This window comes from Sulfurospirillum diekertiae (genome assembly GCF_002162315.1).
Taxonomy (GTDB): Bacteria; Campylobacterota; Campylobacteria; order Campylobacterales; family Sulfurospirillaceae; genus Sulfurospirillum.
The window spans coordinates 1039063-1061186 of sequence record NZ_CP021416.1 but is presented as its reverse complement, the minus strand read 5'-3'; the positions used below and the strand labels follow the sequence as shown (position 1 = coordinate 1061186).

The following is a 22124-nucleotide window of genomic DNA, read 5'->3' as shown; positions in this document are numbered from 1 at the left end:
TGATTGTTAAAGCTTCTTTTTTTATTCTACCCTTTCTTTAACTTTTTCTTCGCTATAGATTCGCTCGTACAACAGTGCTATCATCGTCTTATTCATCCGATTGATCTGAGACATGGTATGCAACGTTATAGCATGTTCTTTTTGAGCCAAAACAGTATTTACCAATTTTGTGCCTAAGGTATGGAGTCTGTGATGCAAAGAGTCGATTTTTTTGAACCACAATTCTTCCTTGCACGTTCCTCGTATTTCACGATCAAACCATAAACCAAAACGACATAAATGCTCATTGAGAAGAGGAGGATTCCCGTAGCCTTCTTGAATATAATTTTTGAGAGATTTAACCCACGCATTGTGTTCTACTGCTGCAAACAACCATTGCATAGAGTCTGAATTTGGTACACGATTTTGCCAAGCCATCCAACGGGCATCTGGTTTCCATGCCTCTACCCAAAACAAAAATTCTTGAGGAGGCATTGGCTCTGCGATTCCGTATCCTTGAGCAAACTCACATCCTAACGCTAAAAGACAAAGACCATGATCAACCGATTCAACACCTTCAGCAATAACATTTTTTCGAAAGGCTCTTGCTAAACCGAGTACCCCTTCAATAATGGCAAGATCATCAGGATCATCAAGCATATCATGAATAAAGCTTTGATCAATTTTGAGCGTTTTTGCAGGTAAACGTTTTAAATATGTTAATGAAGAATAGCCTGTCCCAAAGTCGTCCAATGCAAAATGTACTCCTAAAGCATGGCAACTTTGCATAATGGCAGAGACATGAACGATGTCTTCAACAGCACTCGTTTCTAAAATTTCGACTTCTAAGAGGCTAGGATCAACATCGCTATGCGCTTCGAGTATCGCTTTAAAACGCACCATAAAATCATTTTGTTGCAGTTGATACGCATTGATATTAATGCTGACTGGAAGATTGAACCCTATTTTTTGCCATTGGCCTATTTGCGATAATGCAGAGTGAATCACCCATTCTCCTATTTCAATACTCAGGGAATGATTTTCTAAAAATGGCAAAAACGAGAGTGGCATCACCAAACCTTTTTGTGGATGTTCCCATCTTATGAGTGCTTCAGCACCTATGATTTCTCCTGTTTTCATATTCACTTTTGGCTGATAATAGAGCACAAATTCTTTATGTGCAAGCGCATTGGCCACTTCCAAGAAATAATCGCGTTGTGCCTGCAAAGAGACATTTTGATCTAAATCAAAAAAACGATAACTATTTTTACCAGACTGCTTTGCTAAATACATCGCTTGATCGGCATGGCGCATTAACTGATCGGCACTTGCACCATCTTGAGGGTAAAAGGTTACTCCAATGCTAGACGAAACTTGCACGGAAATATCATTAATGATAACAGGCATATTCGTGACATGTAATAAGCGCTCCAAAATGAGTTCACATAGTTTGACTTCTTTTATATCGTTGAGAACGATCACAAACTCATCACCACCAATACGCGATAAGGTATCCCCTTCGCGCAAAATTTGCTCCATGCGCCCAGCAAGCGTCACGAGAAGAATATCGCCTATATGATGACCGTAGGTATCGTTAATACTTTTAAACCCGTCAAGATCAAGATAAATAATAGCCAAAGAGCGATTATGGCGGTTTGATTGAGCCATCGCTTGATGCAATCTATCGGCTAATAAGACGCGATTTGGAAGATTGGTTAACGTATCATAGTGTGCAATGCGCTCTAATTTATCAGAAAGCTTTTTTTCTTCCTGATGCACTTCTTCGAGGGAGCGAATCCTCTCTTGTATCGTATTTGCCATTGCATTAAAGGCACATGCAAGCGTTGCTGTCTCTTGGTCTCCACTCAGTTCTAATCTTTTGCTGTAATCACCTTGTGCGATGGCATTGGCACTTTGCGTTAACTTTGTTAAATTGCGAATAATCCATCGATTGAGAGTAATGAGTAACAGTGCAGAGAAAAAGATTTCGATGAGAGCAATGACAATACTTTTGAAAATCATCGAGTATCGTGCCTGCGTATAGAAAAGTGTTGATAATCCAATACGAACCGAACCCAATTTTTGACCTGATACGACAATGTCAATACTCGTATCATAACGCTCATTGAGGAGAGAACTTTGACCAAAAGGGTTATTATTGACAGGTGGAAGCTCCTTCTCTAAAGGCCAACCAACACTTGCAATAGGCTGAGATTGCGTATTCAATGCGACAAGGTAATTGATACTTTGAACCTGTTGAGATTCTTCTAAAACAGACTGTATGGTGGCATAGTCCATCTGTAGCCAAGGGGCTATTAGAGCGCTTTGCAAAAGTGTTTTTTGCGTTTCCAATCGCATACTGGTTTGCACCAATAAACTTTCACTTAACTGTTGAACATTCCTATAGACCAATACCGAAAGCATAAGACTTTCAATACACAAGCTTGCAATCAGCCATTTCCAAGAGAGAGATAACTTCATGCGTCTTTATTGACCCAATCTCTTTAATGTTTTGTTGGCAATACTGTTTAAATCTTCTAATGCATCAGGAGTGAGCATTTGAAATGCCTCTAACTTTGTCGTTTCCAAATGTTTTAAACCCTCAGGACTCTTCGAAAATGCCCTCAATGCATTGCCCCACTCTTCTACGCTGACACCATTAGACTCTTTTGCTAGAAAAATTCTACTTGGTCGTGCAGAGCTATGGTACAAAATCGTAACATGCGCTCGAAGTTCATCACTGAGCTTTAAATAATTAGGCAAAGACATAATCGCCAAATCGACTTCACCTTTGACCAAAATTGTTGCTAAGCTATCAGAGGCACTAATATAATAAACATAGTTTAAATCACGACCTTCACGTAAACCTTGACTCTCAAGCCACTCTTCTGCACAAAGTGTTGCAAAAGAGACAGGATCTTGTCCTGCGACTCTTAAAGGTTTTGGTGCTTTGGTAAGGACATCCTGAGAACGACTTAAAATAATCGTTTCAAGCCCTTTAGTATAGGTCATCAAAGGTATATAAGAAGCGAGTCTTTGCGCTAAAAGTGCTAAATTAGGAGATGTCAAAATCATATCATACGACTCACCTTGATTGCATTTTTTAGAAAACTCACTAAAACTTTTGGCTGTCATAATTTGAACAGGTCTCTGAAAATACGCTTCTAAAAAGAGTTTTAAATCTTGATGAGATTCAAAGATAATCCTTGGAGATGAGTGAGGTGCAATACCAATACGAAGAGGTACATGACTCAAATCTTGAGCCAGACCAAAACTAAATGTTACTAAAAGAATCAAACAAATACGAATAAAGGACATACTAAAACCAATCTATAGAATTTATTGTATAGATTTTATCCTATAAAGCCTTAAAATGTCACAAGTTAATTACATGTATCTCATATGTAGTTTAGTTCCGTAACATAAAATTTTGAAAGCAATCATGAAGGTGTATCCATCCAAAAACAGCTTTACATGTAAAGTGAATGGTGTTAGATTTTATTGTTTGTCAGAAGTTCATTAATGAAAGGATTGAGCAAGGTTTCACCGCGAAGTGCGAAGAGTTGCACCTCTTTGAAATAGTAATCTGATTGCCCGTAAAGGCGGTATTCATAGGCTCCAAATCCGTATCCCATTGGGGTGATTTCCACGCGTGAATACCACGCATTTTTCGCTAAAACGTAGCGATTGGTATCTTGGGCATAAACCCACACGACAATTTTTTCTTGATTTTTTTGGCGCTCCAACCAGAGAAGAACATTGCCAATGTCATTAAAAAAATAGGTGTCGCCATTGGGTAAAACCGCTTGGGCGGAGTTGAACAGCTCTTTAATAGGCAGCCTACTCTCTGAGCAAAGGTACTGATCCAACACAATTTCCAACGGCTCTTTTTGCGTATTGCCATGTCGTACCAAGACACGCGTATCGCTAATGTCCATCGTGAAAATGAGTAGTGCGACCACCCCTAAGAGTAACAAGGTGGCAAAGGTAGATTTCATCATAGCAGTACCCCCGTCATGAGGTAATAACGCACCACGTAAAAACTACACACGATAGCAGTGATGAGAAGACAGATGGAAGAGTATTTGAGCAGATATACATACGATTTTTGAGTAATTCGCTCAATTAAAAATGGCATAATCCCAAAGAAAATCCCCAAAAAGAGTGAACCCCAAATCAGATACCCGATGTAATAATACTCCTTTTGAAGCATGCAGTACGGGCATTTGTGATTGGGCATTTCGTAGATGTAAAGTCCAAAAAAATAGGTGATAGCATAGTATGCGATAAACAAAAACAGAAGATTACATGTAAAGCTTGCCATCGTCTGTTTGAGGTAGTTTAGAAGTAAAATCGTGCCAAAGAGAAGGTAAAAGAAAAGCACTAAAAGTGTTTGCGTATACCCAAAAGGCAGTCTGGGCGCTTGAAAGACCACCGAACAACAAAAGACAGGCACGGTTAAAGGAATATTGGAAAAGTAGAGAATTTCCAGTACAAATTCACCCAAAACACCGACAAACAGCAGTGTAAACAGAATGTATTTGCGTTTTAGATACGGAAAGGTAATGGAAGCGAGATCCAGTTTATTGACAATCAACCAGAGTCCAAAACCAAAAATCAGCAGTAATTTTAACAGCAAAAGCGCATTGCCATAATGGTTTGAGCCCACAACACCCGCTGAGCACATGGCGCCTGGCACAATGCCAGCAAGCGCATTGAGCGATTGGATAAAAAAGAGAAACAAAATCACTTTACATGTAACGGTAAAATAGAGAATCGTGTTAACCAAATAGTTTTTTTTCTCAAGCGCATACTGCAACGGTGTGGTCGCGTTAAAATCCCAATGACGCACAATAGTCACGATGTTCACTTGTGAAATCGCCATTAACACAATGAGGATCAGCTCGATCAGTAAAAAAAACGATGATCTCATTGGATAAAAAGATACTCATTCCAGAAGCTCACCATCGCGCATATGCACGCATCTGTCGATGCAATCTAGGTCATCAAACAAACTATCGTGTGTGGCAATGATGACTGTTTTATGAAGTGCTTTAAATTTTTTCAAAATCTCAATGAACATCAGTGAATTTTCTTTGTCTAAATTGGCGGTTGGCTCATCGGCTAAGATGATCTGAGGCGCCATAACAACAGCTCTAGCAATTGCACAACGCTGTCTCTCCCCACCGCTCAGACTGCCCACGTTTTGATCTTTTTTGTGCTCAATATTAGCAAGTTGCATCGCTCGACTTACGTTTTCGTGGATCGCCTCTTTGCTCAGAATCGTGAGTGACAAGGGCGCTAAAATGTTCTGGTAAACACTAAGCCCCTCTAAAAGATTGAACGACTGAAAGATGAAACCTATCTCTTGGTGACGGAAAGCTGAACTCATGATGTCGGGCAGTTTGGCAATATTTTGCTCATTGACCAAAATCTCTCCTTCGCTTGGCTTACTAAGCCCACCTATCAATGAAAGCAGCGTACTTTTCCCACTGCCACTGACCCCTTTTAAGATCATGATTTCCCCATCGTCGATGTTTAAGTGAATATTTTTCAGCGCGTAAAAGGCATTGGGTTTATTGGGGTTATAAAGCTTGTGCAAGTTTTGAATCAGAATTTTACTCATGATTTCACCGCCTCACTCATGTCGCTGATGGCGATTTTCCAGGCAGGTAAAATGACAAAGGCCAAAAATGGAATCACGCCAAAAAGGAAGATTAAAAAGAGCAGATTGATGTCGACCACTGGGGTGAGTGAGACGCTGTTTTCAAGCTCACTTCCAAGAAAGATGTTGCGCAGATAAGGCGCATTTGCCATAAAAACGTAGATATATGCCCCAGCAACTCCCAAAAGATAGGCACTGATCGAAACCACTGCATTTTGAATAAATTTGAGCGTAATAATGTCTTTGATACAAAAACCAAGGCTGCGTAAAATCGCAATCTCTTTTTTCTTTTCGCCATAGACTAACCCGACCTGATTTTTAAGCAGAATGAAAAACGAAACCATCGCAATCACGTAAAGAATCATGAAAATGCCCCCTTTGTAATAGTACAAATGGCGTACAGCACCGATGGCATCGGCTTGCGAAGTGGCTTTGACACTAGGGTAAAGCTGCACAATTTTAAGTGCGATTTCGCTCACCTCATTCGGGTTTGGAACGGTGACATAGAGCTTTGAGTATTCATCCATCTCCATGCCTAAAACGGCACGTGCGGTGTTGGGGTTTAAGTAAATTGCATCGTTGGAGATGATGTTCGTACCTTTGGGGGCAATTTTATCGATTTTGACGGCGATCATGCGCTCTTCATTGAGAAAATGAAACACATCTTTGTAGTAAAGCTCTGCCATCTCTTTTTGCACGCCTTGACCTATCACCATCTCATCTTTGGCTAAATGAGCGTCGCCAATGACATGAAACCAAACCCGTTTTTGAGCAAAATAATAGTAACCATCCACAGCACCTTCGACGTTGCTCACACCCGTAATCTGTGTTATATCATAGACATAGCCATCGTGCATCTCATACGCGCGTCCCGCTCTCATATTTTCAACCACAATCTGAGGATGCGACTTGATGCTTTGAATCAGATCGTATTGCAACGAGTCAGAGATAAAAAGCACTGAACTTAGGATAAAGACAATAAAAGAGAAAATCAAAAAACTAAAAAGATGGTCATTTCGGTCTTTAAAGAGCAGTAAAATCGCATACTCTATAAAATTTTTACTGGGCATACACAAACCTTTGATACGCAGGTGTTGGAAAGCTCAAAGAGGGCTTGGTGTCTTTTACATGTAACGAAAGTGCGGTGAGCTCTTCGGCTTTTTGTTGGCTGGGATAACGCAATGCATGGACCACCAAAACCAGATAGAGGATGGAAAAAGAGGCGGCAAGCATCGCTAAAAATTTCATAGGTTTTTGACCATCATTTCGGTGATTTCTTCAAAAGTGAGCACTTTTTGACCGTCATGATCACGCGCAAAACTGAGTGCTTCTTCTTGGGTCGCAAACGGGATGAGTTCACTGCCCATCGGTCCATACACATTGGAGCCTTTCACGTAAAACGCTTTGGTGGCTTCGAGTTTTAAGAGCTTATAATAATCACTCACAAAGAGTTTATCCGAAGCAATTTTTTGTGCAAAATAGAACTTCATCATATCTTTGACACCATCAAAATAGAACGCTTTTTCACCCGCAATCATCGCAACCCATTGAGGGTATTTGGCAACAAACATCCCGCATACAGGGCATTTGGCATCTTGTGGTACTTCGATTTTAGCACTTGGAGCTAGTTTTGAAGACGTTGGTTTGGCAAAATCTTTAGGAAAATCTTCGGCTGCAACCGCATACGTTTGTTCAAAATTCATGATTTGACCGCCATTGTCCGTAGCAAACGTCTGCGCATCTTTTTCGCTTCCAAAGGCGTAACTGCTCGTGCGTGTCATCGTGCCTCGTACCTTACTTCCTACAACATAGAACGCTTTTTTGACATCAATGAGCTCTAACGTGATCGTATCGACTACTTTAGCATCTTCAGGAATGATCCCTTGGGTTGCTTCATAAAGGCAATGGATCGAGCAATACTGATGGTTTGCATGCGTATGACTGGTTTTGTAAAACTTGACCAAATGCATCCCACAATTCGGACATGAATATTTATCGTTTCCAGATTGGATAAGGGTTGCATTGGCTTCAGGAACGGTTTGAAACATCTGTGCATAAGAAATATTGAGTAAAAAAAATAAAATTAAAACCGCCCGTAACATCATCTGCTTTTCCTTACATGTAAACTTATTTTTTGGTTATTTTTTCTAAGAGTTGAGCATTTTCACAACCGACTTGCAATCCTTTGTCGCATGTGCCTTTAAAAAGCTCTTTAGCTTTTGCGTTATCCACACTTACACCTTTACCTTCTGCGTATAAAATGCCAAGATTATTACAGCCTTGATCATAACCGCTCTTGCAAGCTTTTTCGTATAATTCACTTGATTTTTTATAATCTTGTGCAACCCCTTTTCCTGCAGCGTATAAAAGCCCTAGATTATCGCATCCTACCGCCACATTGCCATCACAGGTTTTTTGGTAGTATTCACTTGCTTTCTTATAATCTTGTGTCACACCTTTTCCACCAGCATACAGGAAGCCTAGGTTATTGCATCCCATCAAATCTTCATTCTTACACGCTTTTGTGTAAAGTTCTGCCGCTTTAGCATAGCTTTGTTTGACACCTGCACCATTGGCATACAAGAGTCCTAAATTGGTACATCCTTCATTTTCAGCGCATGATTTTTCATACAGTTCACTTGCTTTTGTAAAGTCTTGCTTTACACCGTCTGTGCCACCCGCATATAATAGCGCTAGGTTATAACAAGCGGATGCAAAGTTGCCATCGCACGCTTTTTCATAGAGTTTAACCGCTTTTGTAAAATCTTTCGTGACATTGCCAGTACCTTCTGCATAAAGTACCGCAAGGTTATAACACCCTGAAGCTTTGCCTTCATTGCACGCTTTGTCGTAAATCTCGACCAATTTTTGATGGTCGCCACTCTCTTTTGCTTCCATACCCTCTTTGATAAAACCTGCTTGCGCCATCACGGCACAAGCTATTAAGATCAGTAGCTCTTTTTTCATTTTTCTTCCTTTTTTAATTAAACCTAGAGTTCTTGCAGAACTCTAAACACGCTTTTAAAGCAAAGCGCTACAAGCTACGTTAACACTGGGTTCACTTCGGCAGTGAGCCCACACGCACCTTTGGTGCTTAAACGGTTTTCACATCTCTACCTTTATACGCCAACGCACAAAGACTCAGAAGAATGATCAACGTATAATAAACAAAACTTGGAACATCAGGACTTTCACCCGTTGCGGCATACGAGTGCATACCTGTCAGATAAAAATTCACCCCAAAATAGGTCATAATGATGGAAGTATAACCCAAAAGTGACGCGATGGAAAAGACATAGATGGAGTTCAATTTTGGAATAAAACGAAGATGCACGATTATGGCATACACAATGATAGAAACAAATGCCCATGTCTCTTTAGGATCCCAACCCCAGTAACGTCCCCATGACTCATTCGCCCAAATACCCCCAAAGAAGTTTCCAACCGTTAGCATGGAAAGCCCGATGATAAGGCTGATTTCATTGATTGCAGCGATATGCCTGATCTGCTCATTAATGCGTAACGCATTTTTCTTATTTTTAAAGAGCATCAACACTAAAGCCATTAAACCAAGCAGTGCACCCATACCCAAAAAGCCATAACTGGCGGTAATAACAGAGACATGAATCGTCAGCCAGTACGATTTTAAAACAGGAACAAGATTGGTGATTTGTGGATTGACAAAACTCATGTGTGCGACCAGCATCACGATGGCAGCAAGTATGGCAGCCGCGGAGAGGGAGAGAATGGATTTGCGAAAGACCATCACACCTGCGAAACTTGCTGACCAACCGATGTAAACCATCGACTCGTACGAGTCACTCCATGGGGCATGTCCTGAGATATACCATCTCAATGCTAACCCTAATGTATGTACGATAAATCCCGCCATAAAGAAGTATAAAACACCCTTTTCAAGCTTTGGATAACTTTTACATGTAAAGATAGAAAAGACCGCTAAAATGAATGCGCCGATGCCAAGCACAAAGTAAAATCCAACAAGTTTTTGAAACAGCCCCATATGGTTGTAAAGCACTTCAGCCTGTACGCGTGTATCGCTTGGCAAAATATCACCGCTGGTTGTGCGTTGATTTTCTTTGAGCTTCGCAAGTGCTATGTTGGCACTCTCCCAGTGGTTATTTGTCACACCGTCTTGAAGCGCTACAAAGTAGTCATTAAGCATGCTTTTAACATCACTACTAATCATAGGATTGTCAAAAGCGTCATTCGGAGCGATCCATTTATGCGCAGGATCATTTGGAATCGGAATAAATTTAAAAAAGACACCTTTTAAAGTAAGATAAGCGACATTGAGTTTTTCATCAAATTTAATGACATCGGTATCAAAGGTATCCCGTCTTTTTTGCGTTTTTTGATTGGCACTCGCCACCTGTTTTGCCAGTTTATAGTAGCCTTCTGTATCGAACATAGAAGCAAAACTTACATACTCTGTTTCAGGAGGTAGATTGAGCGCTTTTTTAATGTTTGCATTGGAGAGTTTGATGATAGGGAGTTCTTGCCAAAGAACGGCGTTTGAGCTCATCCCTAGAATCACCTGCTCAGGTGTAAGTCCAAAAAGAAAGCTTTTGCCCGCTATTTTATTGACAATTTCAACCGCTTCAGTGCTAATAGGCTTAATGCGCCCCATATAATCTTGCACCAATAAAGCACTAAACGCTCCATTAGCATGATCACGCGAGTTTTTGCGAAACTGCTCAAGGGAATCGGTGGTATCTGCTTTTAAAAAAGTAGATGAACAGAGCAGAAGCGGTAAGAAAAGTGCTAAAGCACTTTTTTGAAGGAATGAACGCAATTTTAAAAATCGGCTCCCTTTGGTAAAAAAATTACCGATAAATCCTATACAAAGCAGCAAATACCCAAAATAAGTTGGCCATTTGCCAGGGTCTTTATTGACTTCCAAAATCGTTCCTTTTTCGTCGGTATCGTAGGAAGATTGAAAAAAGGTATACCCTTTATAGTGTAAAGGATGGTTCATAAAAATACGGTATGGCAAGGTGCGCTCTTCTGCTTTGTCTTGTACTTCAATTTCACTAGCATACGAAGAAGGACTTTGAGAACCGGCATATCGCTCTAATTGAAAATCAACCAGCTTGAGAGTAAAAGGAAGTTCAACGACTTTTGAACCCCAAGCGAGCGCTATTTCAACATTATCAAAATGAAGCAGTATTGGAGGTTCAATCCACCCTGCACCACCTTCTATCTTGGCTGTTTTTGTTTTATTATCATAGGTGACTTCCACCAAGAGCGTACCAAGTTCACCTTTGGCGCCTGCATGATAGCTTTTATAGTTTACATGTAAAGGTTTCCCATCGATTATTTCACGATAGGAAAAGCTGTTATTGCCCATTTGTGCTAAGGCTAGCGGATATTCAAATGATTCTTTTTCGGTCTTAATTTGTAAGTAGGCTTTAACACTGAGCATCTCATTTTCACTGAGTCCCTCTCTGATGTGAATAATGCCCTCATATCCCATGTAACGCGTCAATCCCGCACCTATGAGAATGGCGATGAATGCAAGATGCAAAATAAAAGCACCCGGCTTTTTCCACATTTTATTTTTGTAGATAATCCCTATAAGGGCAAGTGTCAATAAAAGCATCACCGCTTCATACCAGAAAGCATCATAGACTAACACTTTGGCGGTTTGGGTGTCGTAAGCACTCTCAACAAACGTCGCAACACCCGCACCCAAACCTAAGAGAAATAACATGAAGAGGATAAACTTGTACGAAAAAAAGAGTTTCCCTAAAATGGATATGAACTTCATGCTAAACCTTTAAAATTAAATTGATACGTCTTACACGCCAAACGTTTGTCCAGCGTAAATAATAAACATTCTAAGGCATAAAACACCTAGCACATTTGCCATACCAGAGAGGTAAAATGCCATGTGTGTCGAAGCCATTTTTTTGCCTAAAGCAAAGTTAAGAACTAGAGGAAGTCCAAAACCAACTCCCATCACACCGAACCAAAAGAGGTTGGCAAACACACCGCTTTTAAACGCAACGGTGGTCGTTTGTTGAAACTCATTGCCCACCAATAAAGAGACAAACAACATCGCAATCAACATAATCTCAACCGCCATAATAGGCCATTCGATCGTATGGAGTGTTTTAAGATCAGATGAGTGCGTGTCTTCTTTGAACAGATACGAAGCCACCATACCAGCCGACGCCGTTCCAGCGGAAAGCCCCGAAACCACAAAAAGTGCTGGAAGAATCGCTGTATTGAGAATAGGAAAGCGTACCAAAACAGAAATTAAAAAACCAGTATAGGCACAAATAACGACTGCAAAGATAACACTTAACACTTCAATGAAAGGGCGGATTTTAGTCAAAATAGCCATAATCATCGCAAAATAGCTCACCAATTGGCTCTTCTTTGCCAACACCATCGAAATTTCTTTCTCAAACATATAAAGGCACATAATCAATGTGAGTGGAATATAGATCGAAATCGCCATAACACCAATAGACATGACCGATGTGAAATTATAATGAATCAAAATTTTCCAAAAATAAAGTGGTTTTTCAAGATCGCCCACCAAAAAGACCATACCAAACGCAATCGTCACAAAGGAGACTAAAGAAGCTGCTTTGAGCAATGGTGTATCAACCTGTTGTTTTTTATAGAAACGTACCAATAATGCAACAATAAGCGCACCACCTGAGATACCTGCAAGCAGAAGATAAACCGCGATCGGCCAACCCCACTCAACGCCATGTGAAAATCCGTGTGTAAAATTAATAGCTCCATTCATATCACACCCCCACCTTTACAACAGGTATGTATCGCAAGCTCGGTTTTGTTCCATACGTCGGCTTCATGCGAACAGAATCTTTGACCTGTAAGATTTGGTTGATGTACGAATTCTCATCGTTTAAATCACCAAATACCAATGCTTTATATTTACACGCTTCCACACAACCTGGCGCTTGCCCTTTAGCCAAGTTGGTATTAAGACAGAAATTACAATTCTCCGCTGCTTTTGTTTTTTCATTGATAAAACGAACATCATACGGACACGCTACGATGCAGTATTTACAGGCGATACAATCATCTGGATTCATGGTAACAATACCCGTTTTGCCGTCTCGATGACATGCTTTACTAGGGCACACTGCAACACAGGGTGCATCTTCACACTGCTGACACGAAACACGTACATAGCGTTTTTCCATCGGTGTTGCTGGGTCTGTTTTATTTTCAACGTAAAGCCTTACTTGCCCTTCGGGTACAGCATTTACTTTTCGGCACGCTACTTCACAATCCGTACAGCCCACACATTTGTTTTGATCAAAAATCATCCCGTAATGTGGTTTCTTCTCTTTTTTTTCTGTTTCCAATGCGACACTGTAACCCGCAGTGCCCAATGTAACAGAACCCAAACCTATATATTTTAGAAAGGCTCTTCTTTTCCCGTCATTTTCCATCTTCCCCTCCAATTTTGTGTAGCTGAATCACAAGCTCTACAGTTTCTTTTTCTCAACCCCATGAGCTTGTTTCATTTCCTCTTCACTGAGTGGTTTTGCACTGTTAGCAAGTTCACCCGGTTTAAGTACCTTCGTCAACTCTACCTCAAAAATAACCGTTGAGCCTCCAGGAATCTCTTGCATATCTGCATTTCCATACGCAAGTTCACTTGGAATAACCAACTTATATTTAGAGCCCTCATTCATGAGCATCAATCCTTCTTGTAATCCATCCACAATATTAATCATGGAAAGATGCGCTGGCTCTTTACGCGCATAAGTATCATCAAACACTTTACCATCTACTAAATACGCTTTATAATTAATAAGGACAATGCTCTCTTTTTGTGGCTTAGCACCCGCACCAAGCGTGAGCACTTCGTATTGCAATCCTGATTTTGTTGTTTTAACATTTTTATTTTTAGCATTATTGGCTAAATATTTTTTGCCATCAGCAATATTTTTATCTAACGCTTGTTTGAATTTTTCTTGGCTGACTTTGTTTAAGACTTCAGCACGATTATTTAAATTGGTAATAATCTCTTCATCGCTCAATTTTTGTTGCTTTTTGAGTGCATCAACAAAACCGTCAATAACGGCATTGACATCTACTTTTGCACCCATTTCAGATTGTTCAAAAAGTTGATTGGAAATATAGCTTCCGGTGGAAACACCAATACTATATGACTCTTTTTGTACTTGTGTTTTTAGCTCACCAGCAAAACCTTGAGAAACCAAACAAATAAATACAAATAATCCTATAGAAATTTTTTTACTTCTCATCGCAATACCCTTATGTTGTTGATATAAATGGGCTATGAAGCCATAGCCCATTTTCAAAGTCACCCTCTAATGAAGTGTGACACCACTACTTAACATTTTTACCCACAATTCTTTGTGCTTCAGTAATATACTCAACTGCTGCATCAATTCTTTGTTTGGTATATTTAAATCCATGCATACCCCATGAACCATCTTTTTCAAGAAGATCAACGGCCTCTTGCGCTTTTTCAATCAACTCATAGACTCTTGTCTTATCAGATGGAGTGAGTTTTTTGACTTCAAGCATTGCATAAAGACCTTGGATGCCCACTTTGACCTGTGTATATTTGTCTTTGACAGGTGTTTGCCATCCCATAACTTCATCATAGACTTGTTTTTGGTCTTTGAAGTGAAGTGTCTCTTTGAGTTCTGATTGAACGATACTATGGCAACCTTTAGCATCAATTTGTTCTTTATCAGCCCAACTGGTACGTGCACATGACCACATCAAGTCAACAAAATTATGACCTTTATCGTCACGTTCAAAATGCCAATCTTTTGCATCTCTAGGACCGGTAGCTTTTGAACCTGGTACCAAAGTTTTGTGTTTAGGATCAACATCAATTTTCCAGATATGTGATCTTCGTTGTGTATCAAATCCCGCTTGATCTTGGAATTGGATTGCATAGAAGTTTTCACAGCTCATCATATATGGCATGTGACAACTTTGACAACTGTTTTTACTGTGCGTATCAGATTTTGACTGAATATACGCTGCTTCTTTGTGACAATCTGCACAATTCTTTTTGAGTTTTGGCTTCGTGTAAAGTGAACTCAAATAGCCTTGCTCTGAATTGTAGTTAACCGTACCTTTAAGGTCTTTTTCGCCCGTAACAGGTCCTGTAACATCATGAGGATCATGACAGGTTGTACATCTCATACCTTTATCGTAGTGTGCCGTAAAGTAAGATTGCGCACCTTCAGTTCCACATCCAGGTCCCATTGATTTGAATTTGGAACTAAGTGCCAAATCTGGTTTACCCGCGATTGCAGGATTTTTAGCTAAGTCTGGGCTATAGTCAAATCGTTGATGACAACGCTCACAATCAGAATAGAGAAGTCCTGAACTACCCTCTAAGTGACCGCCAGCACCATGACATTCTTCACAAGAAACTCCTTTAGAGATCGTGTGTTTTTGAAGCTCTTTCGCATTACCAAGTGCGCCGTAGAACTCTGCTGAACTTTTGAAATCGAATTTCCATGGATGACATACTTCACAATAGGAAGTAGATGCTTGGAAAGCCATCTCTGTTTTATATTTAGCTGCATACGAAGCAAGACCTCTTACATAACCACCATTTACACCATAGTCTGCTAGTGTTACAGGAAAATCAGGGACATATTTTTTGATTTTTTGTGCAACTTCAGGCGTAAGATTGAGTGCCCATGTTCGTTGGAATTGGTTTGCACCCGCGGTGATTTGACCTGTACCATTTTTAAGAAGACCACCTTCTACATGGTAAGTACCACGAAGCAACCAAGCATCAAAGAAGCCCAGTTTAGTTCGTAAATGCCCAATTGTACAGTAGATAACATCTGGCGTAATACCTTGTGGTAAGATAGATGCTGAATCGCTTGAGAATACAGGGTCATTCAACTTGTTGTTGACCTCTGGATGCTCACCCGGAAAACGTACGGTTGTTGCATGTCGTGATCTGCTCCATGTCTCGTATTGTGCAGGGTGACACTCACCACATTTCTCTGGTCCAATGAACTTATTTGGATAAGAGAGTGTTGATGTTCTTGCTACTCTGTACATCATAGAACTAAGAGCATCTGCGCCACGTTTACTCGCTTTAGACATGTCTTTACCATGACCTTCTGCTAGCCACTCATGTCCACGATCTGCAACAACAAGTTTGCCAACCGTTTTGCCACCGTATTTGGTAAAAATAGGATGGTTTTTAAAGAGCCAGTCATACATAGCCTGCTCTTCTACAATGTAGTCTTGCAACGAGACAACGCCTCTGCTTTCCTTTGTCCCCTTAGGATTAGCAATGACATCCCGCGCTTCCTTAGTCATTTGCATCGTATGCCCGCCCTCGTCAGAAGCAAGTGCCCCTGTAGCGAAGATACTGATACCCATGAACAAACCAAGTAACAACTTGTCCCAATTTTTTCATGTTTCCTCCTTTGAAAAATTGAATCTCAAATCATATAAGCCTATGGAAACAGTCTTTAAACTGACACATACAACTTAAATTCTTTAAAGATCAACCAGCACTAATGCCTTATGGAGAATACTATCAGGAAAAAAGGGGGGAAAAGGGGGAAGTATTAAAATTGTGTTAAATAAGAAAACTAAAAAATAATTGTAAAGATAACGCCATCATTACTATTTTCAACACGAATGGTAGCACTATTTTTTTCGATAATCATCTTACTCATATAAAGCCCTAGCCCACTACTAGACTCTTTTGTCGTAAAATAAGGATCAAAAATTTTATCAATTACCGTTTCGTCAATACACCCTGCATTATTTTGAAGCGTGATTACAGGTACACCATTTTGTAAAAAAGCTGTTATTTCAATTTTTCTCTCTTTGATTTCATGTGTCAAAAATGCCTCTTTTGCATTGTTCATAATATTAATCAGCACTTGCACAATCTCATTGGAATGCCCATACCGTATAAAATTATTTTGAATGTCAGTGCATACCTGAATCGCATACTTTTCTAACGAAGCACTCAGAAGCTTTTGAGCTCTGTAAATAACCTCTTGGGCACTAAACTCTTTTTTCGATGTGCTTGGTGCAAAGAAATTTTTAAAATCGTCTATGGTACTTGACATAAAAGAGAGTTGTTCATTGGCTTCTTTAATCTTTTGCGTTAACTTCTCTTTGGTGAGCTTATCTTTGTCGCTGTGCAGTTCAAGATTGATCAAAATAGAACCCACTTGAGCGAGAGGTTGCCGCCATTGATGCGAAATATTGCCAATCATTTCACCCATGGAAGCTAGCCGGTTTTGACTCATCATCAGCATAGTTGTCTTCTCTTGAAGGCGTTGTTCATTTCTGTAAATTTTATAAATAAACAAGATAAAAATGACAAACACTATAAACATCACCGAGCCGCCGACAACAAACTCTTTGATGTGATAGGTCAAAATACTGTAAACGGGAATTTTAAGAGACAACATTGCAATCACATCGCCTACTTTACTCTCAAAGGTGGGAATATGATGGTACTGCTCCATCATGCCTTTAGGGGCATTCGTCGTCGTATGACACTGCAAGCAAGACTCTTGACTGTTGCGAATCGGGAGTCCTACAAAAAAATACGATTTATTGTTCTCTTGAATGATTTTTGAAAACTCTTTAGCTTTTCCCTCTTTAAGTGTTTCTAAAACCTCATTTTCAAATTCATTGCCCTTATGTTCAGGATTTAGAGGGTCAGTTGCCACCAACTTATAGTCATAATTAATGGTATCTTTTGCAAGCTGTATGTTGTAAATTTCGCGGGTAATATAGGAAGCTGAAAGCAACCGTGGATCAAAAAAGTCTTCCACAAGCATCTTTTTCTCTTTAAGCTCTTCGATCAAAGGGCGTTGTACTGTCGAGATATAGTCACGAATCGCATTCATCGTATCTAAAATAAAAATGCCCTCTTGTCTGGCATCTTTCATCGCCAGTTCGCGGTAAAAATTAAAAAAAAGCAGTGTAATGATCGCATAAAGGACCACAAAGAGCGCTATGATAACCTTAAAACTATATTTCACACAAGTACCCAACGCCGTAAAGGTTTTTGATAAAGTTGTTGTCTATTTTCTTACGCAATTCCTTGACAATAGACTTGAGTGCTTCTTTACTTGGTTGTTCAAACTCCCACATATAATCAAAAAGCTGTTCATACGTTACGGTTTGATTGGGACGTTTTAAAAAGTATTCCAATAGCCTACTCTCACTTTTGGATAAATGGGCTAACTCACCTTCTGTGTGAAAAACAGTTTTTTTACAAAAATCATATTTACATGTAACGGTTATTTGAAACATAGGGGTATGTCCAATGAGTTCCATTGCCACATCTTCTAGCGCTTTAATGAGTGTGTTTTTATCGTAAGGCTTAACCAAATAACGTGTAATTTTAAGCTCAACTGCCCGCCAAAGATAATCTTGCTCTGTGTGGGCGGAGAGAATAATAATGGGAATTTTTTTGTCAAATTCGCGAATCTTCTTCACCACTTCTAATCCATCCATATGAGGAATGGATATGTCGAGCATGAGAACATCATAAAGATTACTTTGGGCTTCGTCTAGTGCTTCAACACCATCTCTGACTCCCACAACTTTGCCAAAAAAAAGCTCCAATGATTCCATGATATTATTCAAAATACAGGCTTCATCTTCGACACATAGCACTTTTTTATTGGATAACACATCTAAAAGATTGCACTCGCTCATAGGATCAACCATATTTTATTATTTTTATTATTTAACATAATTTTAAGAATCTGATTTTGAAGTATGTTAACGCAACAAAGCTTATAAAAAAATTGATGTGGGAGTAATCTCTTTTTTTTCTTGAATGTAAATTTTATTTTTGAAAGATACCATCGTTGAGACACTATCATGCTATATATGTGAGATACACACGGTATCTCACATTGTTCAAAGCTTAATGATGATGTGCATCGAAATAGATAATTTTTTGAGAATAAAACTTCTCTCTTTTTTCCATTAACGTCGCAAAATACTCCTCTGACGTGATCTTTTTCATCTTCACTGCCGCTTTATAGGTTGGCGTTAAAGAGATAGGATCAACACCATTACTGGTGAGCTCATTAGAGTGTCCCTCCCAATAGTGGAATGCCATTTGCATCACATTTTTAGGAACGACTTCAGTGACTTCGACCTTAATGGCAATCGAGCCATACCTGCTTTCTATCGCCACAAAATCGCCTTCTTCCACATCATACTCTGCCGCAGTTGCGGGATTGATTTCTGCTGCTGGACCATGAAGATCTGCTCCACACTCAAGAGCAGGAGACTTTCGTGTCATCGTACCAACCGTATATTGATACACTTTTCGTGTCGTTAAAAGCTCTATTGGGTAGGTGCTATCGGTCTTTTCATCCACAGAACCTGCCATATGTGGATATCCCTCAGGAAGGTTAAGCTTTTCAGCCAATGCTTTTTGCGCAGCTGGAATTTTACTTTTATCGTCCACAAAGACAACCGGTGCAAAACGCGCCTTTTGATCGGGTGTATAGAATTTTTTATCCATATACATCGAAGGCGTACCGGGATGAACCAACGTTGGACACGGCCAATGCAACCCATGCTCTTTCTCCAAACGATCGTAACTCATACCGCCATAGCGTGCAGGATCGGCTTGCCTTACCTCTTCCCAAATCTCTTCAGGATTTTTATAATCAAAGCCTTTCGCACCTAAACGTTTGGCGATTTCACAAATAATTTGCCAATCTTGTTTGACATTACCCACCGCATCAACCGCTTTATGGTTACGTTGAACACGACGTTCTGCATTGGCATAACAGCCATCTTTTTCTGGACCACACACCGCGGGAAGCACAACATCTGCTTTAAGAGCGGTTTCGGTTAAAAAGATATCTTGCACCACGTAAAAATCAAGATGTGCTAACCCTTTTAAGAAGTGATTCGTATTAGGTTCTGAAATTACTGGATTTTCGCCAATGGTATAGAACACTTTCACTTCACCACTCATAATAGCATCAGGCACTTGTGTTTTATGCACACCAATTTTATCATCGAGTTTACACTCCCACATTTTTTCAAAAAATGCACGTGCTTCTGGGTCTGTCACAGGTTTTAGGTTCGGAAAAATGTTAGGAAGTACGGCCATATCGCATGCACCTTGTACATTTTGTTGCCCACGAAGTGGATAATCCCCAGAACCCAGTTCTCCAATATTTCCCGTACATAAAAACAAATTCGATACATCATACACATTACCCACACCATGATTAAAATGGGTTACACCCATACCATGCGTCAGTGCTGCTGGTTTGATAGTCGCATAAAGATGCGCCGCTTTTTCAATTAACGCTTGAGGCACACCTGTCATTTTTGAGACTGACTCAGGACTATACCCTTGAACGGTCTCTTTAACATAATCAAATCCCGTTGTATACTTCGCAATAAAATCATTATCACATAGATCATTGGCAATGATGTAATGAAGTATCGCATTGATAATCGGAATGTTATGCTCAGGTGGCAATTGAATATGCACATCTGCTTTTTGTGCCATTTCGGTTAATATCGGATCAATGACAATCAGTTTAGCGCCTCGGTCTAATGCTCTTTGAATATGCATTGCTGCAATCGGATGACCATTCTCTGGATTTGAGCCTATCATTAAGATACAATTACTGTATAAACCAATTTCTGTAAAGCTGTTGGTTGCTGCACCGTTACCTATTGTTTTAGCCAAACCGGCTACTGTAGGTGCATGTCAAACGCGAGCACAGTGGTCTACATTATTATTTCCTATGGCGACTCTCATCAATTTTTGTGAGACATAATTTTCTTCTAATGTACAGCGCGCTGAAAAGTTACCTGCAATGGAGCGTTTGCCATATTTTTCAATGGATTCTTTAAATTTGGATACAACCAAATCAAGTGCCTCATCCCATGAAGCTTCGACAAATTCTCCGTCTCTGGAAAATTTACCGTCTTTTTTACGAATCAATGGGTTTTTCAACCGATCGTTCGCGCCGACATAATCCCAACCATAAAGTCCTTTAAGACACAATTGTGAGTCATTAACAGGATGGTCTTTGGTACCATTTGCACTCATAATTTTATTGTTTTCTACATGTAAATCAACATTACACCCAGTTCCACAATAAGGACATATAACACGTGATGTACTCATTTTTTCCCTTTCATTCATTTAATTTTTTGACTTATTAGTTCAGGTTTCATTACATCCACGCCTCCTCTTATAAATATGCAAAATTGGCATATTTATGCTCAAAAGTTCATGCACTGTCTGCTATTTAAAAATCTTTACATGTAAAGATCTAGAAGCATGAATTGAGTGCATATTTTTTATTCAATATCTCTATTTTTTGGCGTTTATTTTTATCAACACTGTAGTGATAAAACTTATTGTACGAACCTCTATCTATGTTATGCGTAGAGTAACTTTTAATGCCATCTTCCTTAGCTATTGGGTACATTGCTAAAAGGGAGATAAAAAGAGTCTCACGCATCACATGAGCGTGAACTTTTTGATTTTCTTTGACATAAAGTGCTTGCTCAAACATTGTTATTTCTCACTTTTATATTTTGCTAAAGCCCTCATAAGAGGGCTTTAGCATTAATGATTCATATCTGATTTATGAGACATAAATCCAATTAATCCAACAAAGAAAAGACCGCCACAGATATTGCCTAAGGTGACTGGAAGTAAATTTTTAACAAAAAAGTTTGTTATATTCAGCGCTTCAAGATTAGCAATAGAGGTATGCGTCAAATGAGAAAGTGCTTCCATGTCACCCCCTACCGCGAGAAGATAATGTGCTTTTGCGAAAAGAGCTTCGGAAACAATAAACATGTTAGCAACGCAGTGCTCATATCCAGAAGCAACAAAGGCACCGACAATAAAACAGATAGCAAGGATTTTACCGGCAGTATCTTCAGCTGCAGTAGAGGCCCAAATAGCCATACACACAAAAACATTACAAAAAATACCTCGGATAAAAGCGGCTTCAAAACTAAGCGTCATTTTCCCAGACCCAAGCGCTACAAAATGCTTTAAAATCTCCCCATCATAATTGAGAGGTAAACGAGATTCATAGTACATATAAGCCGTCAAAAGCGCGCCAACAAAGTTAAAAACCCAAACCCAAACCCAATAAGCGGCCATTTTGCCAATCGGTAATTTGCGATCATACGTCGAAACACCTGACATGACAGAACTCGTGAAGAGATGTCCTCCAAAAAAAACAACCATCATCAAACCGACAGAGAAGGCAATACCACCAATAAAATTGGCGATACCAGGACCGGCTGCTTTGGCAACACCGACGGTTGAATGTGCCCAAAAAATGTCACCTAAGGCAATTGAACTTCCCGCCATGATCGATAAAAAAGTAACACTGATTAAAGGCATTAATGCTTTATGGCTAAGTCCACCTGATAAGGACTGTGCTGTTTCTGCTGGTGATAACATATTAAA

The 22124-nt window shown here is 39.7% G+C and carries 18 protein-coding genes and 1 pseudogene; all 19 read right to left on the bottom strand.

The features are described from left to right. Positions 1-21: 21 nt before the first annotated feature. Complete coding sequence (locus tag Sdiek1_RS05380) at positions 22-2460, bottom strand: EAL domain-containing protein (RefSeq protein WP_087438245.1); 2439 nt, start codon at positions 2458-2460, stop codon at positions 22-24. Positions 2461-2466: 6 nt separating this feature from the next. Then, on the bottom strand, positions 2467-3297 hold the full coding sequence (locus Sdiek1_RS05375) for a PhnD/SsuA/transferrin family substrate-binding protein (protein ID WP_087438244.1): 831 nt from the start codon (positions 3295-3297) through the stop codon (positions 2467-2469). Positions 3298-3470: 173 nt separating this feature from the next. After that, positions 3471-3980, bottom strand: coding sequence for a hypothetical protein (locus Sdiek1_RS05370; protein WP_087438243.1), 510 nt, complete (start codon positions 3978-3980; stop codon positions 3471-3473). Continuing rightward, a pseudogene (locus tag Sdiek1_RS05365) lies at positions 3977-4931 on the bottom strand (hypothetical protein). Before Sdiek1_RS05365 ends, Sdiek1_RS05370 begins: the two are co-directional and overlap by 4 nt. Then, positions 4928-5605, bottom strand: coding sequence for an ABC transporter ATP-binding protein (locus Sdiek1_RS05360; protein ID WP_087438242.1), 678 nt, complete (start codon positions 5603-5605; stop codon positions 4928-4930). The pseudogene Sdiek1_RS05365 and the gene Sdiek1_RS05360 overlap by 4 nt, the downstream one beginning before the upstream one ends. Then, the gene (locus Sdiek1_RS05355) at positions 5602-6714 is read right to left on the bottom strand and encodes an ABC transporter permease (protein ID WP_087438241.1); all 1113 of its coding nucleotides are present in this window, start codon (positions 6712-6714) and stop codon (positions 5602-5604) included. Before Sdiek1_RS05355 ends, Sdiek1_RS05360 begins: the two co-directional genes overlap by 4 nt. Beyond that, positions 6704-6892 carry a hypothetical protein gene (locus Sdiek1_RS05350; RefSeq protein WP_087438240.1) on the bottom strand — a complete coding sequence of 63 codons (189 nt, stop codon included), beginning with the start codon at positions 6890-6892 and terminating at the stop codon, positions 6704-6706. Before Sdiek1_RS05350 ends, Sdiek1_RS05355 begins: the two co-directional genes overlap by 11 nt. Next, the gene (locus Sdiek1_RS05345; protein ID WP_238099170.1) at positions 6889-7749 is read right to left on the bottom strand and encodes a nitrous oxide reductase accessory protein NosL; all 861 of its coding nucleotides are present in this window, start codon (positions 7747-7749) and stop codon (positions 6889-6891) included. Before Sdiek1_RS05345 ends, Sdiek1_RS05350 begins: the two co-directional genes overlap by 4 nt. A gap of 22 nt (positions 7750-7771) precedes the next feature. Next, complete coding sequence (locus Sdiek1_RS05340) at positions 7772-8611, bottom strand: SEL1-like repeat protein (protein ID WP_087438239.1); 840 nt, start codon at positions 8609-8611, stop codon at positions 7772-7774. A 127-nt stretch (positions 8612-8738) separates the two neighbouring features. After that, positions 8739-11432 (bottom strand): cytochrome c biogenesis protein CcsA, encoded by a 2694-nt coding sequence (locus tag Sdiek1_RS05335; RefSeq protein WP_087438238.1) that lies wholly within the window; start codon positions 11430-11432, stop codon positions 8739-8741. A gap of 30 nt (positions 11433-11462) precedes the next feature. Beyond that, positions 11463-12425 (bottom strand): NrfD/PsrC family molybdoenzyme membrane anchor subunit, encoded by a 963-nt coding sequence (nrfD, locus tag Sdiek1_RS05330; RefSeq protein ID WP_087438237.1) that lies wholly within the window; start codon positions 12423-12425, stop codon positions 11463-11465. A gap of 1 nt (position 12426) precedes the next feature. Then, positions 12427-13098 carry a 4Fe-4S dicluster domain-containing protein gene (locus Sdiek1_RS05325; RefSeq protein ID WP_087438236.1) on the bottom strand — a complete coding sequence of 224 codons (672 nt, stop codon included), beginning with the start codon at positions 13096-13098 and terminating at the stop codon, positions 12427-12429. Between the two features lie 36 nt (positions 13099-13134). Beyond that, entirely contained in the window at positions 13135-13920 is a 786-nt protein-coding gene (locus Sdiek1_RS05320; protein WP_087438235.1) for an FKBP-type peptidyl-prolyl cis-trans isomerase, read from the bottom strand. Positions 13921-14005: 85 nt separating this feature from the next. Beyond that, the gene (locus tag Sdiek1_RS05315) at positions 14006-16045 is read right to left on the bottom strand and encodes a cytochrome C (RefSeq protein ID WP_087439839.1); all 2040 of its coding nucleotides are present in this window, start codon (positions 16043-16045) and stop codon (positions 14006-14008) included. Between the two features lie 215 nt (positions 16046-16260). After that, the gene (locus Sdiek1_RS05310) at positions 16261-17676 is read right to left on the bottom strand and encodes an ATP-binding protein (RefSeq protein WP_087438234.1); all 1416 of its coding nucleotides are present in this window, start codon (positions 17674-17676) and stop codon (positions 16261-16263) included. Then, positions 17666-18358, bottom strand: a complete 693-nt coding sequence (locus Sdiek1_RS05305; protein ID WP_087438233.1) for a response regulator transcription factor — start codon at positions 18356-18358, stop codon at positions 17666-17668. The genes Sdiek1_RS05310 and Sdiek1_RS05305 overlap by 11 nt, the downstream gene beginning before the upstream one ends. Before the next feature lie 214 nt (positions 18359-18572). Continuing rightward, positions 18573-20816 carry a molybdopterin oxidoreductase family protein gene (locus tag Sdiek1_RS15560; protein ID WP_369688488.1) on the bottom strand — a complete coding sequence of 748 codons (2244 nt, stop codon included), beginning with the start codon at positions 20814-20816 and terminating at the stop codon, positions 18573-18575. A 148-nt stretch (positions 20817-20964) separates the two neighbouring features. Beyond that, entirely contained in the window at positions 20965-21210 is a 246-nt protein-coding gene (locus Sdiek1_RS05290) for a hypothetical protein (RefSeq protein WP_087438231.1), read from the bottom strand. Positions 21211-21263: 53 nt separating this feature from the next. Further along, positions 21264-22118 (bottom strand): formate/nitrite transporter family protein, encoded by an 855-nt coding sequence (locus Sdiek1_RS05285; protein ID WP_087438230.1) that lies wholly within the window; start codon positions 22116-22118, stop codon positions 21264-21266. Positions 22119-22124: the final 6 nt, after the last annotated feature.